This window comes from Methylobacterium sp. P1-11 (assembly GCF_008329595.1).
Classification (GTDB): domain Bacteria; phylum Pseudomonadota; class Alphaproteobacteria; order Rhizobiales; family Beijerinckiaceae; genus Methylobacterium.
The window spans coordinates 18,317-34,208 of the sequence record NZ_NPKS01000048.1 but is presented as its reverse complement, the minus strand read 5'-3'; the positions used below and the strand labels follow the sequence as shown (position 1 = coordinate 34,208).

General features: G+C 66.8%; 15 protein-coding genes and 1 pseudogene. 10 read left to right on the top strand and 6 right to left on the bottom strand.

Going from position 1 to position 15,892, the window contains the following annotated elements; all coding sequences use genetic code 11:
- A pseudogene (locus tag CIW48_RS30205) lies at nucleotides 1-417 on the bottom strand (transposase); the annotation flags it as partial.
- 187 nt (nucleotides 418-604) lie between these two features.
- Between CIW48_RS30205 and CIW48_RS30200 the strand changes: the two are divergent.
- Nucleotides 605-892, top strand: coding sequence for a hypothetical protein (locus CIW48_RS30200; RefSeq protein ID WP_149314094.1), 288 nt, complete (start codon nucleotides 605-607; stop codon nucleotides 890-892).
- Between the two features lie 86 nt (nucleotides 893-978).
- On the opposite strand, the gene ppk2 is transcribed toward CIW48_RS30200, so the two are convergent.
- Nucleotides 979-1,899: a polyphosphate kinase 2 gene (gene ppk2 / locus CIW48_RS30195; RefSeq protein ID WP_149314093.1), complete on the bottom strand. Its 921-nt coding sequence runs from the start codon at nucleotides 1,897-1,899 to the stop codon at nucleotides 979-981.
- Nucleotides 1,900-2,308: 409 nt separating this feature from the next.
- Between ppk2 and CIW48_RS30190 the strand changes: the two genes are divergently transcribed.
- Together CIW48_RS30190 and CIW48_RS30185 are read left to right on the top strand one after the other, a co-directional pair.
- Nucleotides 2,309-3,937, top strand: a complete 1,629-nt coding sequence (locus CIW48_RS30190) for an inorganic phosphate transporter (RefSeq protein WP_149314092.1) — start codon at nucleotides 2,309-2,311, stop codon at nucleotides 3,935-3,937.
- A gap of 53 nt (nucleotides 3,938-3,990) precedes the next feature.
- Nucleotides 3,991-4,986 carry a transporter gene (locus CIW48_RS30185; RefSeq protein ID WP_348645149.1) on the top strand — a complete coding sequence of 332 codons (996 nt, stop codon included), beginning with the start codon at nucleotides 3,991-3,993 and terminating at the stop codon, nucleotides 4,984-4,986.
- A gap of 48 nt (nucleotides 4,987-5,034) precedes the next feature.
- On the opposite strand, the gene CIW48_RS30180 is transcribed toward CIW48_RS30185, so the two are convergent.
- Nucleotides 5,035-6,522, bottom strand: coding sequence for a carbohydrate porin (locus CIW48_RS30180; RefSeq protein ID WP_246695490.1), 1,488 nt, complete (start codon nucleotides 6,520-6,522; stop codon nucleotides 5,035-5,037).
- 197 nt (nucleotides 6,523-6,719) lie between these two features.
- Here CIW48_RS30180 and CIW48_RS30175 point away from each other — a divergent pair, with 197 nt between their 5' ends.
- Nucleotides 6,720-8,258, top strand: coding sequence for a CYTH and CHAD domain-containing protein (locus CIW48_RS30175; RefSeq protein WP_149314089.1), 1,539 nt, complete (start codon nucleotides 6,720-6,722; stop codon nucleotides 8,256-8,258).
- A gap of 215 nt (nucleotides 8,259-8,473) precedes the next feature.
- Here CIW48_RS30175 and CIW48_RS30170 read toward each other — a convergent pair whose 3' ends face one another.
- A complete protein-coding gene (locus CIW48_RS30170; RefSeq protein WP_149314088.1) occupies nucleotides 8,474-8,779 on the bottom strand; it encodes a hypothetical protein in 306 nt (101 codons plus the stop codon).
- Between the two features lie 303 nt (nucleotides 8,780-9,082).
- Here CIW48_RS30170 and CIW48_RS30165 point away from each other — a divergent pair, with 303 nt between their 5' ends.
- The 4 genes from CIW48_RS30165 to CIW48_RS30150 all read left to right on the top strand — a co-directional run bounded on the left by CIW48_RS30165 (nucleotide 9,083) and on the right by CIW48_RS30150 (nucleotide 11,584).
- Entirely contained in the window at nucleotides 9,083-9,388 is a 306-nt protein-coding gene (locus CIW48_RS30165; RefSeq protein ID WP_246695489.1) for a hypothetical protein, read from the top strand.
- A 102-nt stretch (nucleotides 9,389-9,490) separates the two neighbouring features.
- Entirely contained in the window at nucleotides 9,491-9,766 is a 276-nt protein-coding gene (locus tag CIW48_RS30160; protein ID WP_149314087.1) for a hypothetical protein, read from the top strand.
- A gap of 58 nt (nucleotides 9,767-9,824) precedes the next feature.
- Nucleotides 9,825-10,664, top strand: a complete 840-nt coding sequence (locus CIW48_RS30155) for a metal-dependent phosphohydrolase (RefSeq protein ID WP_149314086.1) — start codon at nucleotides 9,825-9,827, stop codon at nucleotides 10,662-10,664.
- A 125-nt stretch (nucleotides 10,665-10,789) separates the two neighbouring features.
- Entirely contained in the window at nucleotides 10,790-11,584 is a 795-nt protein-coding gene (locus CIW48_RS30150) for a CDP-diacylglycerol diphosphatase (RefSeq protein ID WP_149314085.1), read from the top strand.
- Nucleotides 11,585-11,837: 253 nt separating this feature from the next.
- Here CIW48_RS30150 and CIW48_RS30145 read toward each other — a convergent pair whose 3' ends face one another.
- Nucleotides 11,838-13,190, bottom strand: coding sequence for an MFS transporter (locus CIW48_RS30145; RefSeq protein WP_149314084.1), 1,353 nt, complete (start codon nucleotides 13,188-13,190; stop codon nucleotides 11,838-11,840).
- A gap of 95 nt (nucleotides 13,191-13,285) precedes the next feature.
- Here CIW48_RS30145 and CIW48_RS30140 point away from each other — a divergent pair, with 95 nt between their 5' ends.
- Complete coding sequence (locus CIW48_RS30140) at nucleotides 13,286-13,996, top strand: helix-turn-helix transcriptional regulator (protein WP_149314083.1); 711 nt, start codon at nucleotides 13,286-13,288, stop codon at nucleotides 13,994-13,996.
- A 210-nt stretch (nucleotides 13,997-14,206) separates the two neighbouring features.
- Here CIW48_RS30140 and CIW48_RS30135 read toward each other — a convergent pair whose 3' ends face one another.
- Nucleotides 14,207-15,139 (bottom strand): LysR family transcriptional regulator, encoded by a 933-nt coding sequence (locus CIW48_RS30135; RefSeq protein WP_149314082.1) that lies wholly within the window; start codon nucleotides 15,137-15,139, stop codon nucleotides 14,207-14,209.
- Nucleotides 15,140-15,223: 84 nt separating this feature from the next.
- Here CIW48_RS30135 and CIW48_RS30130 point away from each other — a divergent pair, with 84 nt between their 5' ends.
- Nucleotides 15,224-15,880 (top strand): SDR family NAD(P)-dependent oxidoreductase, encoded by a 657-nt coding sequence (locus CIW48_RS30130; RefSeq protein ID WP_149314081.1) that lies wholly within the window; start codon nucleotides 15,224-15,226, stop codon nucleotides 15,878-15,880.
- The last annotated feature ends 12 nt before the right edge of the window (nucleotides 15,881-15,892 follow it).

Below are 15,892 nucleotides of genomic sequence, written 5' to 3'. Positions count from 1 at the left end.
CATCTTGTTGGCCACCGCCACCGTCACCAGCATGCGCGGCTTACGCGCCAGCATCTGTTCCAGCCACGTACCCTTCGGCGCGCCGCGTCGGCTTGCCTGATGCACGACTGAACTGCCCCCGATGATAAGCAGGCGCCGGAGCGTGCGCTCGCCCATCTTCGAGATCGCGCCAAGCTTCTGCTTGCCGCCGGTCGCGTGTTGACGCGGCGCAAGGCCGAGCCAGGCGGCGAAGTCGCGGCCCTTGGCGAAGGTCTCGGCTGCGGGACCGAGGGAGATCAGCGCCGTGGCGGTAATCGGACCGATACCAGGGATCGTCATCAGCCTGCGCGCCGCCTCGTCCTCGCGAGCACGCTGGGCGATCTCCCGGTCGAGATCGGCAATCCGCTCGTCCAGTTCGGCTAGAAGGTCCAGCATCAGGCTGGCGGCGCTGTTGAACGCTGCTCTGCATTGAGCTTGGCGATACGCAAATATTCCGAGCCACTCAACGAGGCGAGACTTGCCAAACATTATCTCTCGCTGAGAATTCGCGCCCAGAAGTGACATCATCCTGTCGCTCTCTGCGCGCAGAGCTGAACCGAGGCGCACGTCCTCCGTGGAGATCATCATGATGCTTCTCAAGCCGCTCGCGCTCGCCGTCGTCCTGATCTTGTCCTCTGGAAACGGCTGGGCACAGGGAGGCAATCCAGGTGCTGCGGGTTCATCCAACGCTCACCCCGAGAAAGCCAGCCCGTCGGTGAGCGATGGGGACCGGCCCAGCGACAACCGGGGCACGCCGAAGGCAAACACTTCTGGCGCCGACCAGGGCACCGCATCGAAAGGGATGTTGGACTCGGCCGTCGGCAACGGCGCAGGTCGCGCGGACGAGGACGCCTCGGCTGCAGCTGCCCGATAGACGCTCTGCCCGCTTCTGGCCAGCACGTGCTTCGATCACCCTGCACCACGACCGATGTTTGAAGTGACTGAATCGGCCGGCTTCGATCAGTACACAGAAGGTACGTACATCTCGGCCGGGACCGGACCGCGGACATAGTCCGCGTTCCGCACTCGCTCGGGTAGCCGGACGGAAGGGTGCTCCACCACGTCGTACGGGATCTGGGCCAACAAGTGGCTGATGCAGTTCAGGCGCGCTCGCCTCTTGTCGACCGCCTCGACCACCCACCAGGGCGCCTCGGGGATGTGCGTGCGCGCCAGCATGTCCTCTTTGGCCCTGGTGTAATCTTCCCAGAGCCGGCGCGACTCGACGTCCATCGGCGAGAGCTTCCACTGTTTCAGCGGATCCTGGATCCGCATCTGGAAGCGGAACTCCTGCTCTTCATCGGTGATCGAGAACCAGTACTTCACCAGAACGATGCCGGAGCGCGCCAGCATGCGCTCGAACTCGGGGACCGAGCGGAAGAACTCCTCGACATCCGCCTCTGTGCAGAAGCCCATGACCCGCTCGACACCAGCGCGGTTGTACCAGGAGCGGTCGAACAGCACGATCTCCCCGGCTGCCGGCAGGTGAGCGACGTAGCGCTGAAAGTACCACTGCGTGCGCTCGCGCTCGCTCGGGGCAGGCAGCGCGGCGACACGGCAGATGCGAGGATTGAGACGCTGCGTGATGCGCTTGATCACGCCGCCCTTCCCAGCCGAGTCGCGGCCCTCGAACAGAACCACAACCCGCAGCTTGCGATCCTGCACCCAATCCTGCAGGCGGACGAGCTCGTGCTGCAGGCGCAATAGCTCGCGGAAGTAGACCTTTCGATCGAGCCGATCCAAGTGATCGTGCCCCGAAGCTTCCGCGAGCCGGTCCAGGCGCTCGTCGTCGAGTCCCAACTCCAGCTCCTCATCGTAGCTGTCGGCCAGCTCGCGTCGGATAGCGTCGAGCGTGACAGCTTGAGCAGAACTCTCGTCAGGCATCGTCTGCGAACCTCGATTGGGCTTCGATCGGCCGCCGTTGAGCACACTTCCATGACAGACCCGCGAAGCAACCGCAGTTCCTGTTCCCTTTGCACCTTTCCGTCCGTGGGCGGCTCGACAAGTTCGTATGCGAACCACCGTCGACCCAGGGGCGTATTCGTCTCAAGCTTCGTGTGGGGCCAATAACTCACTAGTTATGTCATATATGCATTACGCCTCGTCAGCGTGGCATCATCGGATCATCCTATTTGCTTGGAAAGAAGTGCCAACATTCCAATTTTTCCAAAGCGGATTTCGTCAAAACTGCCGCTGGCGTCGGCGGGAATTCGATAAAATCTTCTCGACGTCACCTAAGTGTCATGGTGTCGATCTACGCCGCAGGCGAACCCTAGAATTCACCGAGGCGCCTATGTCCGACGCTATTCTGGCTCCCACAGGTTCAATAGGACAGGCGTCAAGCGGAAAGCCCAAGCTCGACCGCGGGATGCACCCGGGCGGGATCATCGCCTTCCTGCTCGTGCTGGTGGCGGGGCTGGGCTACGCGGTTGTAAGCCTCGTCGCCGACATGAACGCCGTGCACCAGGAACCCCTGGCCGTCGGCGCCTTCTTGCTTCTCGGCCTCGCCCTGCTGATCGCCCTCGCCTTCGAATTCGTGAACGGCTTCCACGACACCGCCAACGCGGTCGCCACGGTGATCTACACCCACTCGCTGCCGCCGCTCGTCGCGGTGATCTGGTCGGGTGCCTTCAACTTCCTCGGCGTGATGCTCTCCTCCGGGGCGGTGGCCTACGCGATCGTGACTCTGCTGCCGGTCGAGCTGATCCTGCAGGTCGGCTCGCATGCGGGCTACGCGATGATCTTCGCGCTCCTGTTGGCGGCGATCCTGTGGAACCTCGGGACCTGGGCCTTCGGCCTGCCGAACTCGTCGTCCCACGCGCTGATCGGCTCGGTGCTCGGCGTCGGCCTCGCCAACCAGCTGATGGGCGGCCAGGACGGCACCTCGGGCGTTGACTGGGCGCAGGCGCTCAACGTCTTCAAGGCGCTGCTGTTCTCGCCGGTCTGCGGCTTCGTGCTGGCGGCGCTGCTGCTGCTCGCCCTGAAATTCGCCGTGCGCCGCAAGGACCTCTACGAGGCGCCTAAGGGCGAGGCGCCGCCGCCCCTCTGGATCCGCGGCCTGCTGATCCTCACCTGCACGCTGGTCTCGTTCTTCCACGGCGGCAATGACGGACAGAAGGGCATGGGCCTGATCATGCTGATCCTGATCGGCGCCGCCCCCACGGCCTACGCGCTCAACCGCACCATGAACGCCGACGCGACGCCGGCCTTCGTGCAAACCTCGACGGCGGCCAGCACCGTGTTCGCAGGTCACGCCGGCGGTGAACCGCGCCCTGACGCGGCTCAGGCCCGCAAAACTGTCGCCGATGCGCTGAAGGCGAAGGAGCTCAACAATCCGGAGGTCTACAGCGCCCTGGCCGCCCTCTCGACCGACATCGCGGCGTCGGTGAAAAACTACGGCTCGCTACAGCAGGTCCCGGCCGGTGCGACCTCGAACGTGCGCAACGACATGTACCTGGCCGCCGACGCGATCCGGCTGCTACCGAAGTCCGGCGCGACCCTGTCCGAAGGCGACACCAAGACACTCAAGGGCTACACTGAGCTGCTCAACGACGGGACGCGCTACATCCCGGGCTGGGTGAAGGTCTGCGTCGCCCTGGCGCTGGGTCTCGGCACCATGGTCGGATGGAAGCGCATCGTCGTCACCGTGGGCGAGAAGATCGGCAAGACCCACCTGACCTACGCCCAGGGCGCCTCGGCCGAGATCGTCGCCGCCGGTACGATCGGGCTGGCCGAGCTCTACGGCCTGCCGGTCTCGACCACCCACATCCTGTCATCGGGCGTCGCCGGCACGATGGCGGCCAACGGCTCGGGGCTCCAGGCGTCGACGGTGCGCAACATGGCGCTGGCCTGGATCCTGACCCTGCCGGCCGCCATCCTGATCGCCGGCACGTTGTTCTTCATCCTGCGCCACGTGTTCTGACCCAAATGGCGGCCGCTACCGCAGCCCCGGCCCGTCTCTTGTGCGACGAGCCGGTGCTTCCAGGTCTGCTCTGGGCCATGCGCTTCGACGAGAGCGGTCGCGGTCACCTCGTCGAACGCGGCGAGGCGATGCCGGCCCCTGGGAGCTTCGGCGAGGGCTTCACCTGGCTGCACTTTAACCTGAACGACGCGCGCCTGCCAGCCCTGGTCGCTGAAGGCCGTCTCGGCCCGCCGCACCTGACGGGCGCTGCCTTCGCCAGTGACCCGCACCAGCGCCTGATCGTCGAGGCGGGCCATATCGGCGGCGTCGTGGCCGATCTTGTCCGAGAGACCGGCGAAAGACCAAAAGTCGACGCGGGCGGTCGGCTGCACTTCGTCATGGGCCCGCGCCTGCTCGTGAGCGGCCGGCGCCATCCCGTCCTTGGACCGGACCTTGCTCGGGATGCGGCTTCAGAAGGTCGAGGTATCCTGGCCCCAATCCAGCTGCTCGACGTCATCGTCGAGCAGGTCGTGACCGCGATGGCCGAGACCGGCGCGCGCCTGGCCGATGAGCTCGACGAGATCGAGGACCACATCCTCGACGAGCGGGTGCGCGGCGAGCGGCGCCGGCTCGGGCCGATCCGCCGGGATGCGGTCCGGCTGCACCGGCAGCTCCTCGGCCTTCGCGCCGTCTTCCATCGCCTCGAGACTGCGGCGGCCGACGAGCAGGTTCCTGATGCGGCCATCACCGCGGCGGCTCGGATTGCGCAGAGGCTCGATGCGCTCGATCGAGACATGATCCTGCTCGCCGATCGCAGCCGGCTGATGCAGGAGGAGTTGTCCTCCTACCTCGCGCAGGCTTCCAACCGGCAACTCTACACGCTGTCGGTGTTGACCGCGCTGTTCCTGCCGCCGACCCTCGTGACCGGGCTGTTCGGCATGAACACCAAGGGCCTCCCGCTCACGGAGATCGACGGCGGCTCCTACGTGGCCATCGCCATCGCGGGTCTGTCCGCGCTCGTAGCCTTCGTGCTGATCCGCGGCCTTGGCATTCGCCCGCCGCGGGATTGAAGTACCTCCGCCTCCGACGATCGTTCGAACAGAAGCGTTCGAGCGCGGTCAGTATCGGGCAATGGCGCGCAGGCCGAAGACGGTGGCGTTGCGCACCCGCGCACCGTCCGGATCACGGAAGTTGGCGATCCCGCCGCCGGGATGGATGATGTACTGCAGTGTTGGCTGCACAGCGACGCCGGGGCCGAGCACGGCTTGGTACGTCGCCTCCAGCACTGTCTCAGCACTGCGGCGTGGATACGGTGACGAACTCTGTGCCGCAGCGATCGTATCGAGGCGCCTAGCCGCGCGAGAGATGTGGGTGAAGCCGGCGGCGAAGCCGAGGGTGTCATCCGAGCGGCCGGGCAACAGCCCGCGATAGGCGATGCCGCCATCGAGATAGAAATCTACGAGGTTGCGGTCACCCGGCGAGGCCGAGGCGCGCAGGAACACGCTGGCTCCGTCGTTTGGATCGTCCGGCTCCCGGTAGATCGTCTGGTCAATCAGTCCGTAGACGCCGGAGTCACCCGAAACCCGGCGACCGAGGCCGGTGACCGGGTCGGGCGTCAGTGCATCAACGCGCCCGAATCGGCGCCACCCGCCGAACGTCAGGGTACCCGGCTGACCCGGTGCGCCCGGACGGATGTTGTAGGCGTACGAGAGCTCCGCGATGGCGAGCGGAGGGTCGGAGAGGGGAAAACGAGTACCGTTCGGGTTGCGCCGCTGCGGATCGATCCCTGAACCGGGGCGCCCACCTCCTGGTGTGCCGTCGATCAAGCTCGCCTGAAACGAGAACTCCCGGCTCGGCACGTACTTCAGGCGCACGGACGGGGCTGAGAGCGGATAGGCCGGTCCGCCGTCGGTCATGTTGGCGGCAAAGATCGCCGGCCACCCGAAGGTGCCGTTGGTGAACAGGATGCTTGTTTGGCTGACCATGTACTCGGTGTCGGCAGACAGTTCGCCGAGGCGCAGCAGCACCTTGCCGTCAAACAGGCTCTGCTCGAACCACAGCTCCGACAGGCGCGAGGCGGGCAGCGCCTCGATCTCGCTCACCGTCATCAGGTTGCCGACCCGGGAGCGGGAAGCCCCGCTGCCCTGGATCTGGTAGACGGTCGCGTGGGCTGTGGCGCCCTTCCAGCCGGCCAAGGTGTCGAGATCGACGTCGACGTCGAGATCGAGGAGCGTCAGACCGGTCGAGCCCCGCTTCAGGCCCCCGCGCAGGTTCGTGTAGGACTCGGCGACCGAGATCAGCCCAAAAGTGATGCCGCGGCTCTCCAGATAGGCGCGGTACCCGCCGGGATCGCCCGCGGCCCCCAGCAGCGGCTGGAATGAGGTCGTCACCTCCGCTGCGCGCCCGGCCGAGAAGACCGGCTGCGCGACCGAGGTCTGCGGATCGCCGCCCGCGCCGGCATCTGAGCCGATGGCGACGCCCTCGGTGGCGACCCGCGCGGCGGTCGCCAGTGCATCCGCATCAGGTTCGGCCGCGGCGAGCCCGGCCTGCGCGATCAGGACGAATGCGGCGGCGATGCAGACGATGGCGCAGGTGGCAGAGCGCACCAGGACCTCTGGAGATGTCGGGCTCGGCAAGCGAAGGCATAGCCGAATGACCGTTCGACGACGGCCTTGCCCAGTCGGCCTCCGGCATCGCTGATCCCGATCCGCTCGCGGGCGTTGTCCACCCGGAAGCATTGCAGGATTGCCGGCGCCGCCAGGGGCGCCGCTCTGCAGCCGGCCCACGGATCAGGAAAGAACGGATGAGTGAACCGCGCGAGATCGAGCTGAAGCTGGAATGCGAGCCCTCCGACCTCGCCACCCTCGAAGCTCATCCTCTCCTGCGAGAGGTCTCTGAGCAAGGCGCGGCGGATCTCACCTCGACCTACTTCGACACGGCCGAGCAGGATCTGCGCGAGGCCGGGCTCGGATTGCGGGTACGCCGGATCGGCGATCGCTACGTCCAAACCCTCAAAGCCGAGGGGGACGGTCTCTTCAGCCGGCCCGAATGGGAGCAGGAGGTGGGTGGCCCTGAGCCAGATCTCGCAGTCCTGGGCGACACACGGCTCGACGAGATCCTGGGACGCAAGGACGAGCTGCAGCCCCTGTTCACCACCTCGGTCAAGCGGCAGACCTACCTGGTCGAGCAGGGCAGCTCACGCATCGAGGTCGCGCTCGACAGCGGCCGGATCGAGGCGCCAACCGCCGGCGACAAAGTTCTACCCATCTGCGAGGTAGAGCTGGAGCTGAAGCAGGGCACTGCCGGCGACGTGTTCGCGCTGTCGCAGGCGATTGCGGCCCGGGCGCCGCTGCGCCTCGGCGTGCGCAGCAAGGCTGAGCGAGGCTACAGCCTAGCGTCAGGAAAACTGGACCGCGTCCGCAAAGCCGAGCGGGTGCCGCTGCGCGAGGACATGAGCGCCGCCGAGGCCTTCCAAGCAGTGGCGCACGCCTGTCTGCGCCACATGCGGCTGAACGAGGACATCCTGTTGCAGGGCCGGAATGCGGATGCTTTGCACCAGACGCGCGTTGCGATCCGACGGCTACGCTCGGCGTTCTCGCTGTTCGGCGATCTTGTCGAGGACGCTCAGGGAGCGCGGATCCGGGCCGAGCTGAAGCGGATGACCGAGCCGCTGGGTCAGGCCCGCAACCTCGATGTGTTCCTCGCCACGACCCTGCCGACAGAGCGCGAGCGGCACCCGGACGAGTTCGGCCTGCTCAACCTGGAGACGCAGCTCGACGACCAGCGCTCGCGGGCATACGAGGCCGTCCAGAGGCTGCTCCAATCGGCGGAGTGGCGCAGGCTCGTGCTCGACCTCGCCGCCTGGATCAACGCCGGTCCCTGGCTGCGGGACGAGGCGGAGGGCCGTGCGGAACTCCGCGATGAACCTGCGCGCGACTTCGCGGCGCGCGAACTGGATCGACGCCGTCGCCAGGTGAAGAGGCGCGGCCGTCACCTCGACGACCTCAGCCCCGAGGACCGACACAAGGTGCGGATCGCTGCCAAGAAGCTGCGCTACGGGGCGGAGTTCTTCGCCGGCTTGTACCCGGACAAGAAGGCCGTGAAGCGCCGTGCCGCGTTCGTCAAAGCGCTCTCCGAACTGCAGGATCAGCTTGGCGCGCTAAATGACATTGCGACAGGCCACGAGGTGGTGCGGGACATCGCCGGCGAGCACACCGGTGCTTCGACCGTGTTCGCTGCTGGCATCACCGCTGCTGATCTTGAAGCGCGCACGCGCAAGCTCCTGGCGGCGGCAACTGACGCTCACGAGGATCTGGTGGATGCCAAGGCGTTCTGGCGATAGCTGAACAGATCTACCAAGACACCGAATGGCGCCGACCTATTCCGTTCGAGCAGCGCTGCTTGATCGCCGTTCGTCCCTCTCGGGAACTCGCCGGCCGCTCCTGAGCAGATGGATGGGGCGCGAAGCAGCCAACCGATGTTGACCAAAAGCATAATGTTAGCTTCCGAGGAGGTCTGCCGCGAAAGCAGGCAGACCTTCTGCAGTGCCCGGCTCTCTCAATGAGACGACGGATTACTTACGGCATCGGAGGAGCGCTTCTTCTTTTTGCGCTTGCCAACCCGCAGCACCACCTCCGCATTGTCTTCGGCGACGCGTTCAGCCAGAGCGAAGTTGTGCAGTTCCGAGGTCACTCCCTGACTCGTCGATGCCGATTCCGTGACAGCAAAAAATGCGGCGCGCACGATCTCTTTCTTGCTCGCTTCCGGATGCCTTTCCCGAACGGCGGCACGGATCGCCTTCGGCTTCATGCCCGGCGTCGCGATGCTGCGCAGCGTCGCCGCGATCTCCTCAGTGGAGGTCATGCCTTTTCCTCGGCTTTCAAGGGTTCGAACTGCTGGTCTTAACCTATGTGACACCTCGATGACACGGCCACACGCCGTGCTTCTCGGCTGGTCCACCTTGTTCACGCCAGCGTGAGATCATATCGAACCGCACGTTCCTTCCCGAGACCGGAACGCACTCGGGGCGCGCCTCACAGCGAGGGGCGCCCTTTTTTATGCGTCGCCGGTCGCTCGCTTTGAGTCACGCCACCTCCCGCCATCGATCATCGGCTTCGCGAATCGACCCACCGAGATGTGAAGCAGGTGCACCAGCATTGGAGCCGGATGGTCGTCGCTTTGTCGTGGACCTGCACCTACATGGCCGCCATGGCAAAGCGGCCGATGACCCTCGACTTGTTCGCCACGCTCGACATCATCGACGATGATGTGTCGGCGGTCGTGGACGCCTATCTGGCCGATCCCACATCCCGGACGGTGGCGTTCGGCGAAGGCTACCGCATCGACCCCGCGGCCGCCGTCGCTTCCCATCCATTCGCCCGCACGTTGATGGGCCAACCCTGGGCCGACGAGGCTCTTCGACGTGCGGCTGTGCGGGCCGCCATCCTGCTCGCTGAGCCGGAACGAACGTGAACGTCGCTCCGACTCCGGACCTTGTCGGCGACTGCTCAATTGAGGACGCAAAGCCTTCGTCACATGTTTTCGGCATAGAGTAATTCGCGTGGAGGTTTTGTCGTGACGAAAAACCCGAAGAGCACCTTGCCTAAGCTCGTGCGCGGCGAAACGGACCCTGCCAGAGACGAGGGCGAGAAGGTCAACGCCAAAATTGAAGCGGCCTTCGAGAAGCTGGCCAGGAAGATGCGGGATCGGGCCGATCGGGCCAAGGGAAAGCTCGACGGCGTGACGAAGGCCGACAAGCGTGCGGTGCTGCTGCGGCGCTTCGAACTCTACGCGGACGCCGCGACCTACCTCGAAGAGCGCCTCTTGCATCGCGAGGAGCAATCCGAGTGATTATCGATCTGGTCGAGCGCTCGCCGGTGCTCGTCACCGCCGACTGCGAGGGCCAGGCATGTTCGATATGACGAAGATGCTCGCCAACGCGCTCGGCGAGCATCTCGCCCTGACGTACCGCCAGACCTTCGGCAGCCGGGAGCCGCGCTACGCCGAGGTGATCGAGGCCTCGGCCCGCCTGACGATCGAGCGGATTGTCGGCAGCGACGCGCTCTACCACGACGGCGATCACACCACGCTCGTCGCGCAGGACATCCTGCGCGGCCGCTTCCTGCAGCAGGGCATCACGCCGGAAGACTGGCTGCATATGATCCTCGCCGCGCTGTACCACGACATCGGCTACGTACGCGGTGTCTGCTCAGGCGATCGGGCGCATGCCTTCGTCATCGACGCCCAGGGTACCACCGTCGGCCTGCCTCGCGGCGCCTCGGACGCGGCGTTGGCGCCCTATCACGTGGAGCGCTCGAAGCTCGCGGTGCAAGAGCGCTTCGCCACACACGATCTCGTCGATGCCGGTCGGATCATCCGGGCGATCGAGCTGACCCGCTTCCCAGTTCCGGAGGACGGCGAACACCAGGAGACCGGCACAGAAGCGGGCTTGATGCGGGCGGCTGACCTGATCGGGCAGCTCGGCGACCCGCTCTACCCGCGCAAGTTGAACGCGCTGTTCCATGAGTTTGCCGAGATCGGGCTCGATGCGCAGCTTGGATATGGTTGTGCGGCCGACCTCGCAGAGCAATACCCGGCCTTCTTCTGGTCGAAGGTCGAGCCGGTGCTCGGCGACGCGGTCCGGTTCCTGGATCTTACGGTCGAGGGACGCGGCTGGGTCGCCAACCTCTACGCCCACATCTTCGCCATCGAACACGACCGGCGTCGCATGGGACCGCATCCCGGTTGATCCGCCCCATGCTTCATGCGGCTATGTTCGACATGCGTCCACTGTCGCTACGCCAGCGGCGTGGCTCGGGGCCGATGAGCCCCGTCGATTGAAGGCCGGGCTGCGTGTCGAACTTCAGATTGGGAATGGCAACGCGAACGCTAGTTGTCCTGATCGTTCTGGCGACGCTCGCGGTGTGGCTGGGCCTCGTCCTCGTGCCCAGACTGCTCGGATCGGACGACACGTTGTGGCGCATCGTACATGGCCAGTGCGTCCCACACGTTGTGCGGGATGACGGGGCCGCCCCATGCCGCGCGGTCGACCTGCGAGCGGGTGTTGAGAACGGCTATGCGGTCCTCAGGGATCTCCGCGGCAGGGCGCAGCATCTGCTGATCCCGACCTCCGAGATCACGGGCATCGAGAGCTCCATGCTCCTTCGGCCGGGGGGTACGAATTACTTCGCTCGGGCATGGGACGCCCGCGTCTTCGTCGAGGAACGCCTCGGGCATCCGCTCGACAGGTGGGACCTGAGCCTCGCCGTGAATGCGCCGCTGAGGCGGTCCCAGGGGCAGCTGCATATCCACATCGACTGCGTTCGGCGGGATGTCCGCGAGGCCCTGCACCGGCTTGCGCCCGAGATCGGCGACCGCTGGACCCCGCTGAGCGAGCCCATCGTCGGCCGCCAGTACCGCGCGGTTCGCGTGCTGGGGGTTGACCTCGGCGACACGGATCCGTTCCGGCTGCTGGCGGGCGACGGTGACGTGCACTCCGCCATGGGCGAGCATTCGCTGGTCGTCGTGGGCGCCGACTTCCTGGGTCAAGGGCCGGGCTTCGTGATCCTAGACGGCCGAGTGACGAGCCGGTTCGGAAAGGCGTCAAACGGGGAGAATCTGCAGGACCACAGCTGCGATCTCGATTCCGATTCGGTCAGCACGCCATAAGGCCGTCGTTGCGAACGGCCGATCATCGGCTGCAGTGTCCGCTTACAGCATTTTGTCAGAGACAGCTGAATGGCCGGGTTGGGCGCTAAGCCGAACGTCCGGTTCTGCGTGCGATAGCGATCCGGCATGACGTAGTCTGGCCGAAAGCTGCTGGTCCGCTTCGGAATTGCTCTGCCGCAAAAGCAGACCGCCTCCTACCGACCCAACCCGGCCGCCCGAGTAGCTACGGCCGCTTCCTTAAAGCGGTCGTGCATCAACTGTCCGGCGACCTCGGCTCGGGGTGGTTTCGCGACGTTGGATCGCGGAAGGCGGTACGTCCGATCCGATCCACGATCAGACGTCGGTTCTGTCGGTGTACCCCAGCGTTCACACCCCGCGAACCGTAGGCTCCGGCGCCGAGCAGGTACACGCCGATGGCTGCGACTTGGATGCCGGCCGCCAGCGCGAAAACGAGGCTATCGGAGCCAATTTGGCGCAGCAGCCCGAACACGGCAGGCGCGAAGGCATAGGCCCCCTGAGAGATGGCCACGATGAGCGCCACCACCTGCAGGGCGTCGGCGCGTACGAACTCGACCTGTGCGATGAGCGGCGGCAGCGAGGTCGCGTTGCCGATGCCGAGCCCGATTAGCACCACCCCAAGCAGCAGGAGCGGTGCGTTCGCGCCGCCGGACAGCATCAGCACCCCGCAGCCGACAGCCTGAACCGACAAGCTCATGGCGGCGACGCTGCGGCGGTCTGCGCCGGAGGGCATGCTCCAGCCGACGAGCAGGCGGCCGACGATGGCGGCAACGGTCGAGAGGCCGGCCGCTAGCCCCGCGCCCTGCGTGCCAAGCGCCGGTACCAGTACGGAGACGAGCTGGGCAATGAGGCCTATCTGCGCAAACAGCGCCAGCGCCATGCCGAGGCTCAACGTCAGGAAGGCTCGATCCCGCGCCAGGCGCGCGACCGGTGGTACCGCGCTGTGCCTTACCGCAGGGCCGGTAGCCGCAATTGATCGACCGTCCGGGGCCTGCCCCATGCTCTCGGGCGTTCGCCCGAGCACGAGGAGGGATAGCGTCCCAAGGATGACCAACATACCTACGGCGACGATGAGGGCGGCTGCGGGGAAGCCGACCCAGGCAATCAGAGCGACCCAGAGTGGCGAGAAGATCACCCCGCCAATGCTCGCGCCATTGTAGGCCATGCTCAGCGCCGCGGGACGCTTCGTGACAAACCACGGCGCGATGATCGCGTTCACAGCCGCCGCGCCGAGCGCGGGCCAACCGGCGCCGCTCAGGAGCGCGGCGGCGTAGAGCTGCCAAGGTGCTTCAGCGCAGGCCCAGCCGAGCACGCCGAGCGCCAGCACGACGGCGCCGGTGAAGGTCACGGTCGGCAAGCCGAGGCGGCGGTGTAGCGCGGGCAGGTTAGCGATGACCCCGACGCCCGCGAGGAAATGCACAGTCACGGCCCCCGAAACGAGGGCGACAGGCCAGCCGCGCGCCTGTCGCACTGCCTCCAGATAGACCGGCGGTCCGTAGAAACCGACGCCCCAGCCGAACACGGCCACGACAAAGGCGGCCGCGACGACGCGCCAGCCGTAAAATCCTGGTTTGCGAGGGGGGATCATGGCCGGTGTATGGCCGATACGCCCGGCGGGATGCTTCGGCGGCGGCCGAACCATTCGGTCGGCTGGCGTGCTAGAGTCGCGGTCGGAGGTGGGCGATGGTGACGGCGGTCTCAATGGCGCAGGTCGGCGCCCTTGTCGGCGACCCAGGGCGTGTGGCCATGCTGCAAGCCCTGATGGACGGTCGGGCGCTGACGGCCTCCGAGCTGGCACGGACGGCCGGCATCACGCCGCAGACGGCGAGCGGCCACCTCGCACAGCTCGCGGGGGCCTCCCTTGTGGTCGTGGCCAAGCAGGGGCGGCACCGCTACCACCGCCTAGCCACCCCGCAAGTCGCCCGGGTCCTGGAAGGTCTGATGCTTCTGGCGGCCGATGCGGGCGGTGCGCACCCGCGCACGGGACCGCGGGACGCGCCGCTACGCCTCGCGCGGACCTGCTACGACCATATGGCCGGTTGGCTCGGCGTCCGCCTGGCCGACGCGCTCGCGGCGCGGGGCTGGATCGAGATCGCGGACGATGCTGCGCTCGTCACGTCCGAGGGACTGTACCACCTTGCAGCGCTCGGGATCGACGCGGATGCGGGCCCAATTGACCGCGGTCGCGCCAAGCCCCTCTGCCGCCCGTGCCTCGACTGGAGCGAGCGCCGCCCACATCTCGCTGGCCGGCTCGGTGCGGCGCTTTGCACGCACTGCCTGCAGCGGGGGTGGGTGCGAAAGCGGCCGGGCTCGCGCGCGCTCGACGTCACTCCGACCGGCTGGGACACCCTCGGCGAGGTGTTCGACATCCGGCGGCCGTCCGCTTCCATCTGACTGCGGTCCACCGGGGCCAAGCGCGCAGATTTCCGAGTTGGGTTGTAAGCGGTACCCGCGACGATATCCGCTTCCATGCATCCGCCGTCCAGGAACGGACGGGCAGAAAACCACCCGCAGCAGCCATTCCGATCCCGACCCAACCCGGACGCAGAACGGGCTCGATGCTCTTCTCATAAGCGGACGTGGTGGGTGCGCAGCGAGGGCAGCTCAGCGCACCCACCCCACCTTGATGGCTGAGGCGACTTCATCGACGAAAAGGCGCGTCTTTGCGGGCACCAAGCGGCCGGGCGGCATCACGGCGTAGACGCCGCCGTCCTCGCGACCGCCCCAACCCGGCAGCACCTCGACCAGTTTGCCGACGCGCAGGGCCGGTCCTGCCAGCCAGTCGGCCGTGAAGGTGATGCCGGCGCCCTCGACCGCCGCGGCGAGCAGAACCTCCGAGTGGTCCGCGACGAGCGTGCAGTCGGGACGCACCGTGTGTCGCCGGCCGCCCTTCGTCAGCGGCCAGTCGGGCCAGGCGGCGTAGCCGGTGAAGCCCAGGCAGGCATGGCCGGCGAGGTCGGCGGGCGTGGCTGGGGCACCCCGCTCGGCGAGGTAGCCCGGCGAGGCCACCAGCAGGTTCCGATAGGTCGCGATCTTGCGCGTAGTCAGGCTGCTGTCGCGCGGCTTGCCCGCCGCGACCCGGATCGAGACGTCGATGCCTTCGGCGACGAGGTCGACGAAGCGGTCGGTGAAGCGAAGGTCCAGCCGGATCAGCGAGTGCCGTGCGAGGAAGCCGGGCAGCAGTGGCGAGACCCACTGGCGTCCGAAGGTCAGCGGGAGGGAGACCCGCACGAGGCCCTGCGGGCTGGCAGCATGGTCGCTGGCCTCCCGGCTCGCGTTCGCCAGTTCATCAAGCAGCGCCTGGACGCGCCTACAGTAGGTCGCGCCGACCTCCGTGAGCGCCACGCGACGCGTCGTACGCGACAGCAGGCGGACCCCGAGGCGTTGCTCGACCTGGCTTACGCGCCGCGACAGGACGGAGGCGTCTCGGCCGAGCGCCTCCGCGGCCTTGGCGAAGCTGCCCGCCTCGGCGACCGCCACGAATGCGGCCAACTCGTCCAGACTGATTTGATCCGGTAATTCCTGCATGAGCTGCACGAGTGAAATGCGAGGGCGCCGTATTAATCGGACCACATGCAAGGCGTACATCGGGTGTATCGAAACGTCGAGGAGACAAAAACGATGAGCACCTTCCTCAGCATCGGTTCCGGCCCAGGCATGGGTCTCGCGACCGCGGAGCGCTTCGCCCGCGAGGGCTTCCAGGTCGTCCTGAGCGCCCGCAACGAAGGCAAGGTCAGGGACCTCGCCGAGCAGCTCAAGGCCAAGGGCCACAAGGTCGAGGTCCGCACCGTCGATGCCGGTGATCCCGCCAGCGTCGCGAAGCTCGTCGAGGGCGTCGAGCGCGACTTCGGCGGCATCGACGTGCTGCACTTCAACGCCGCCTCGATGCGCAACCAGACGCTGGCCGACCAGCCGCGCGACAGCTTCAACACCGACCTCGCCGTCAACATCGGCGGTGCCGCCGTCGCCGCCCAGGCCGCGGCGCCGAAGATGCTCCAGCGCGGATCGGGCTCGGTCCTGTTCACGGGCGGCGGCTTCGGGCTGCAGCCGCATCCCGAGTACCTTTCGCTCAGCATCGGCAAGGCCGGCATCCGCGCCCTGGCGCAGGGCATCTTCGAGCCGTTCAAGGAGAAGGGCGTGCACGTCGCTACCGTGACGGTCGCGGGCTTCGTCACCACCGCCGAGGACGCCAACGCGGTAGCCGAGCACTTCTGGCAGCTCCACAGCCAGCCGAAGGGCTCCTGGGAAGTCGAGGCCATGTACACCCCGAAGGGCTGAGTCATTTCAGGG

Coding starts and splice junctions, on each gene's coding strand:
- CIW48_RS30200 (WP_149314094.1), top strand. CDS start 605: ATGATGCTTCTCAAGCCGCTCGCGCTCGCCGTCGTCCTGATCTTGTCC.
- ppk2 (WP_149314093.1), bottom strand. CDS start 1,899: ATGCCTGACGAGAGTTCTGCTCAAGCTGTCACGCTCGACGCTATCCGA.
- CIW48_RS30190 (WP_149314092.1), top strand. CDS start 2,309: ATGTCCGACGCTATTCTGGCTCCCACAGGTTCAATAGGACAGGCGTCA.
- CIW48_RS30175 (WP_149314089.1), top strand. CDS start 6,720: ATGAGTGAACCGCGCGAGATCGAGCTGAAGCTGGAATGCGAGCCCTCC.
- CIW48_RS30170 (WP_149314088.1), bottom strand. CDS start 8,779: ATGACCTCCACTGAGGAGATCGCGGCGACGCTGCGCAGCATCGCGACG.
- CIW48_RS30165 (WP_246695489.1), top strand. CDS start 9,083: ATGGTCGTCGCTTTGTCGTGGACCTGCACCTACATGGCCGCCATGGCA.
- CIW48_RS30155 (WP_149314086.1), top strand. CDS start 9,825: ATGTTCGATATGACGAAGATGCTCGCCAACGCGCTCGGCGAGCATCTC.
- CIW48_RS30150 (WP_149314085.1), top strand. CDS start 10,790: ATGGCAACGCGAACGCTAGTTGTCCTGATCGTTCTGGCGACGCTCGCG.
- CIW48_RS30145 (WP_149314084.1), bottom strand. CDS start 13,190: ATGATCCCCCCTCGCAAACCAGGATTTTACGGCTGGCGCGTCGTCGCG.
- CIW48_RS30140 (WP_149314083.1), top strand. CDS start 13,286: ATGGTGACGGCGGTCTCAATGGCGCAGGTCGGCGCCCTTGTCGGCGAC.
- CIW48_RS30130 (WP_149314081.1), top strand. CDS start 15,224: ATGAGCACCTTCCTCAGCATCGGTTCCGGCCCAGGCATGGGTCTCGCG.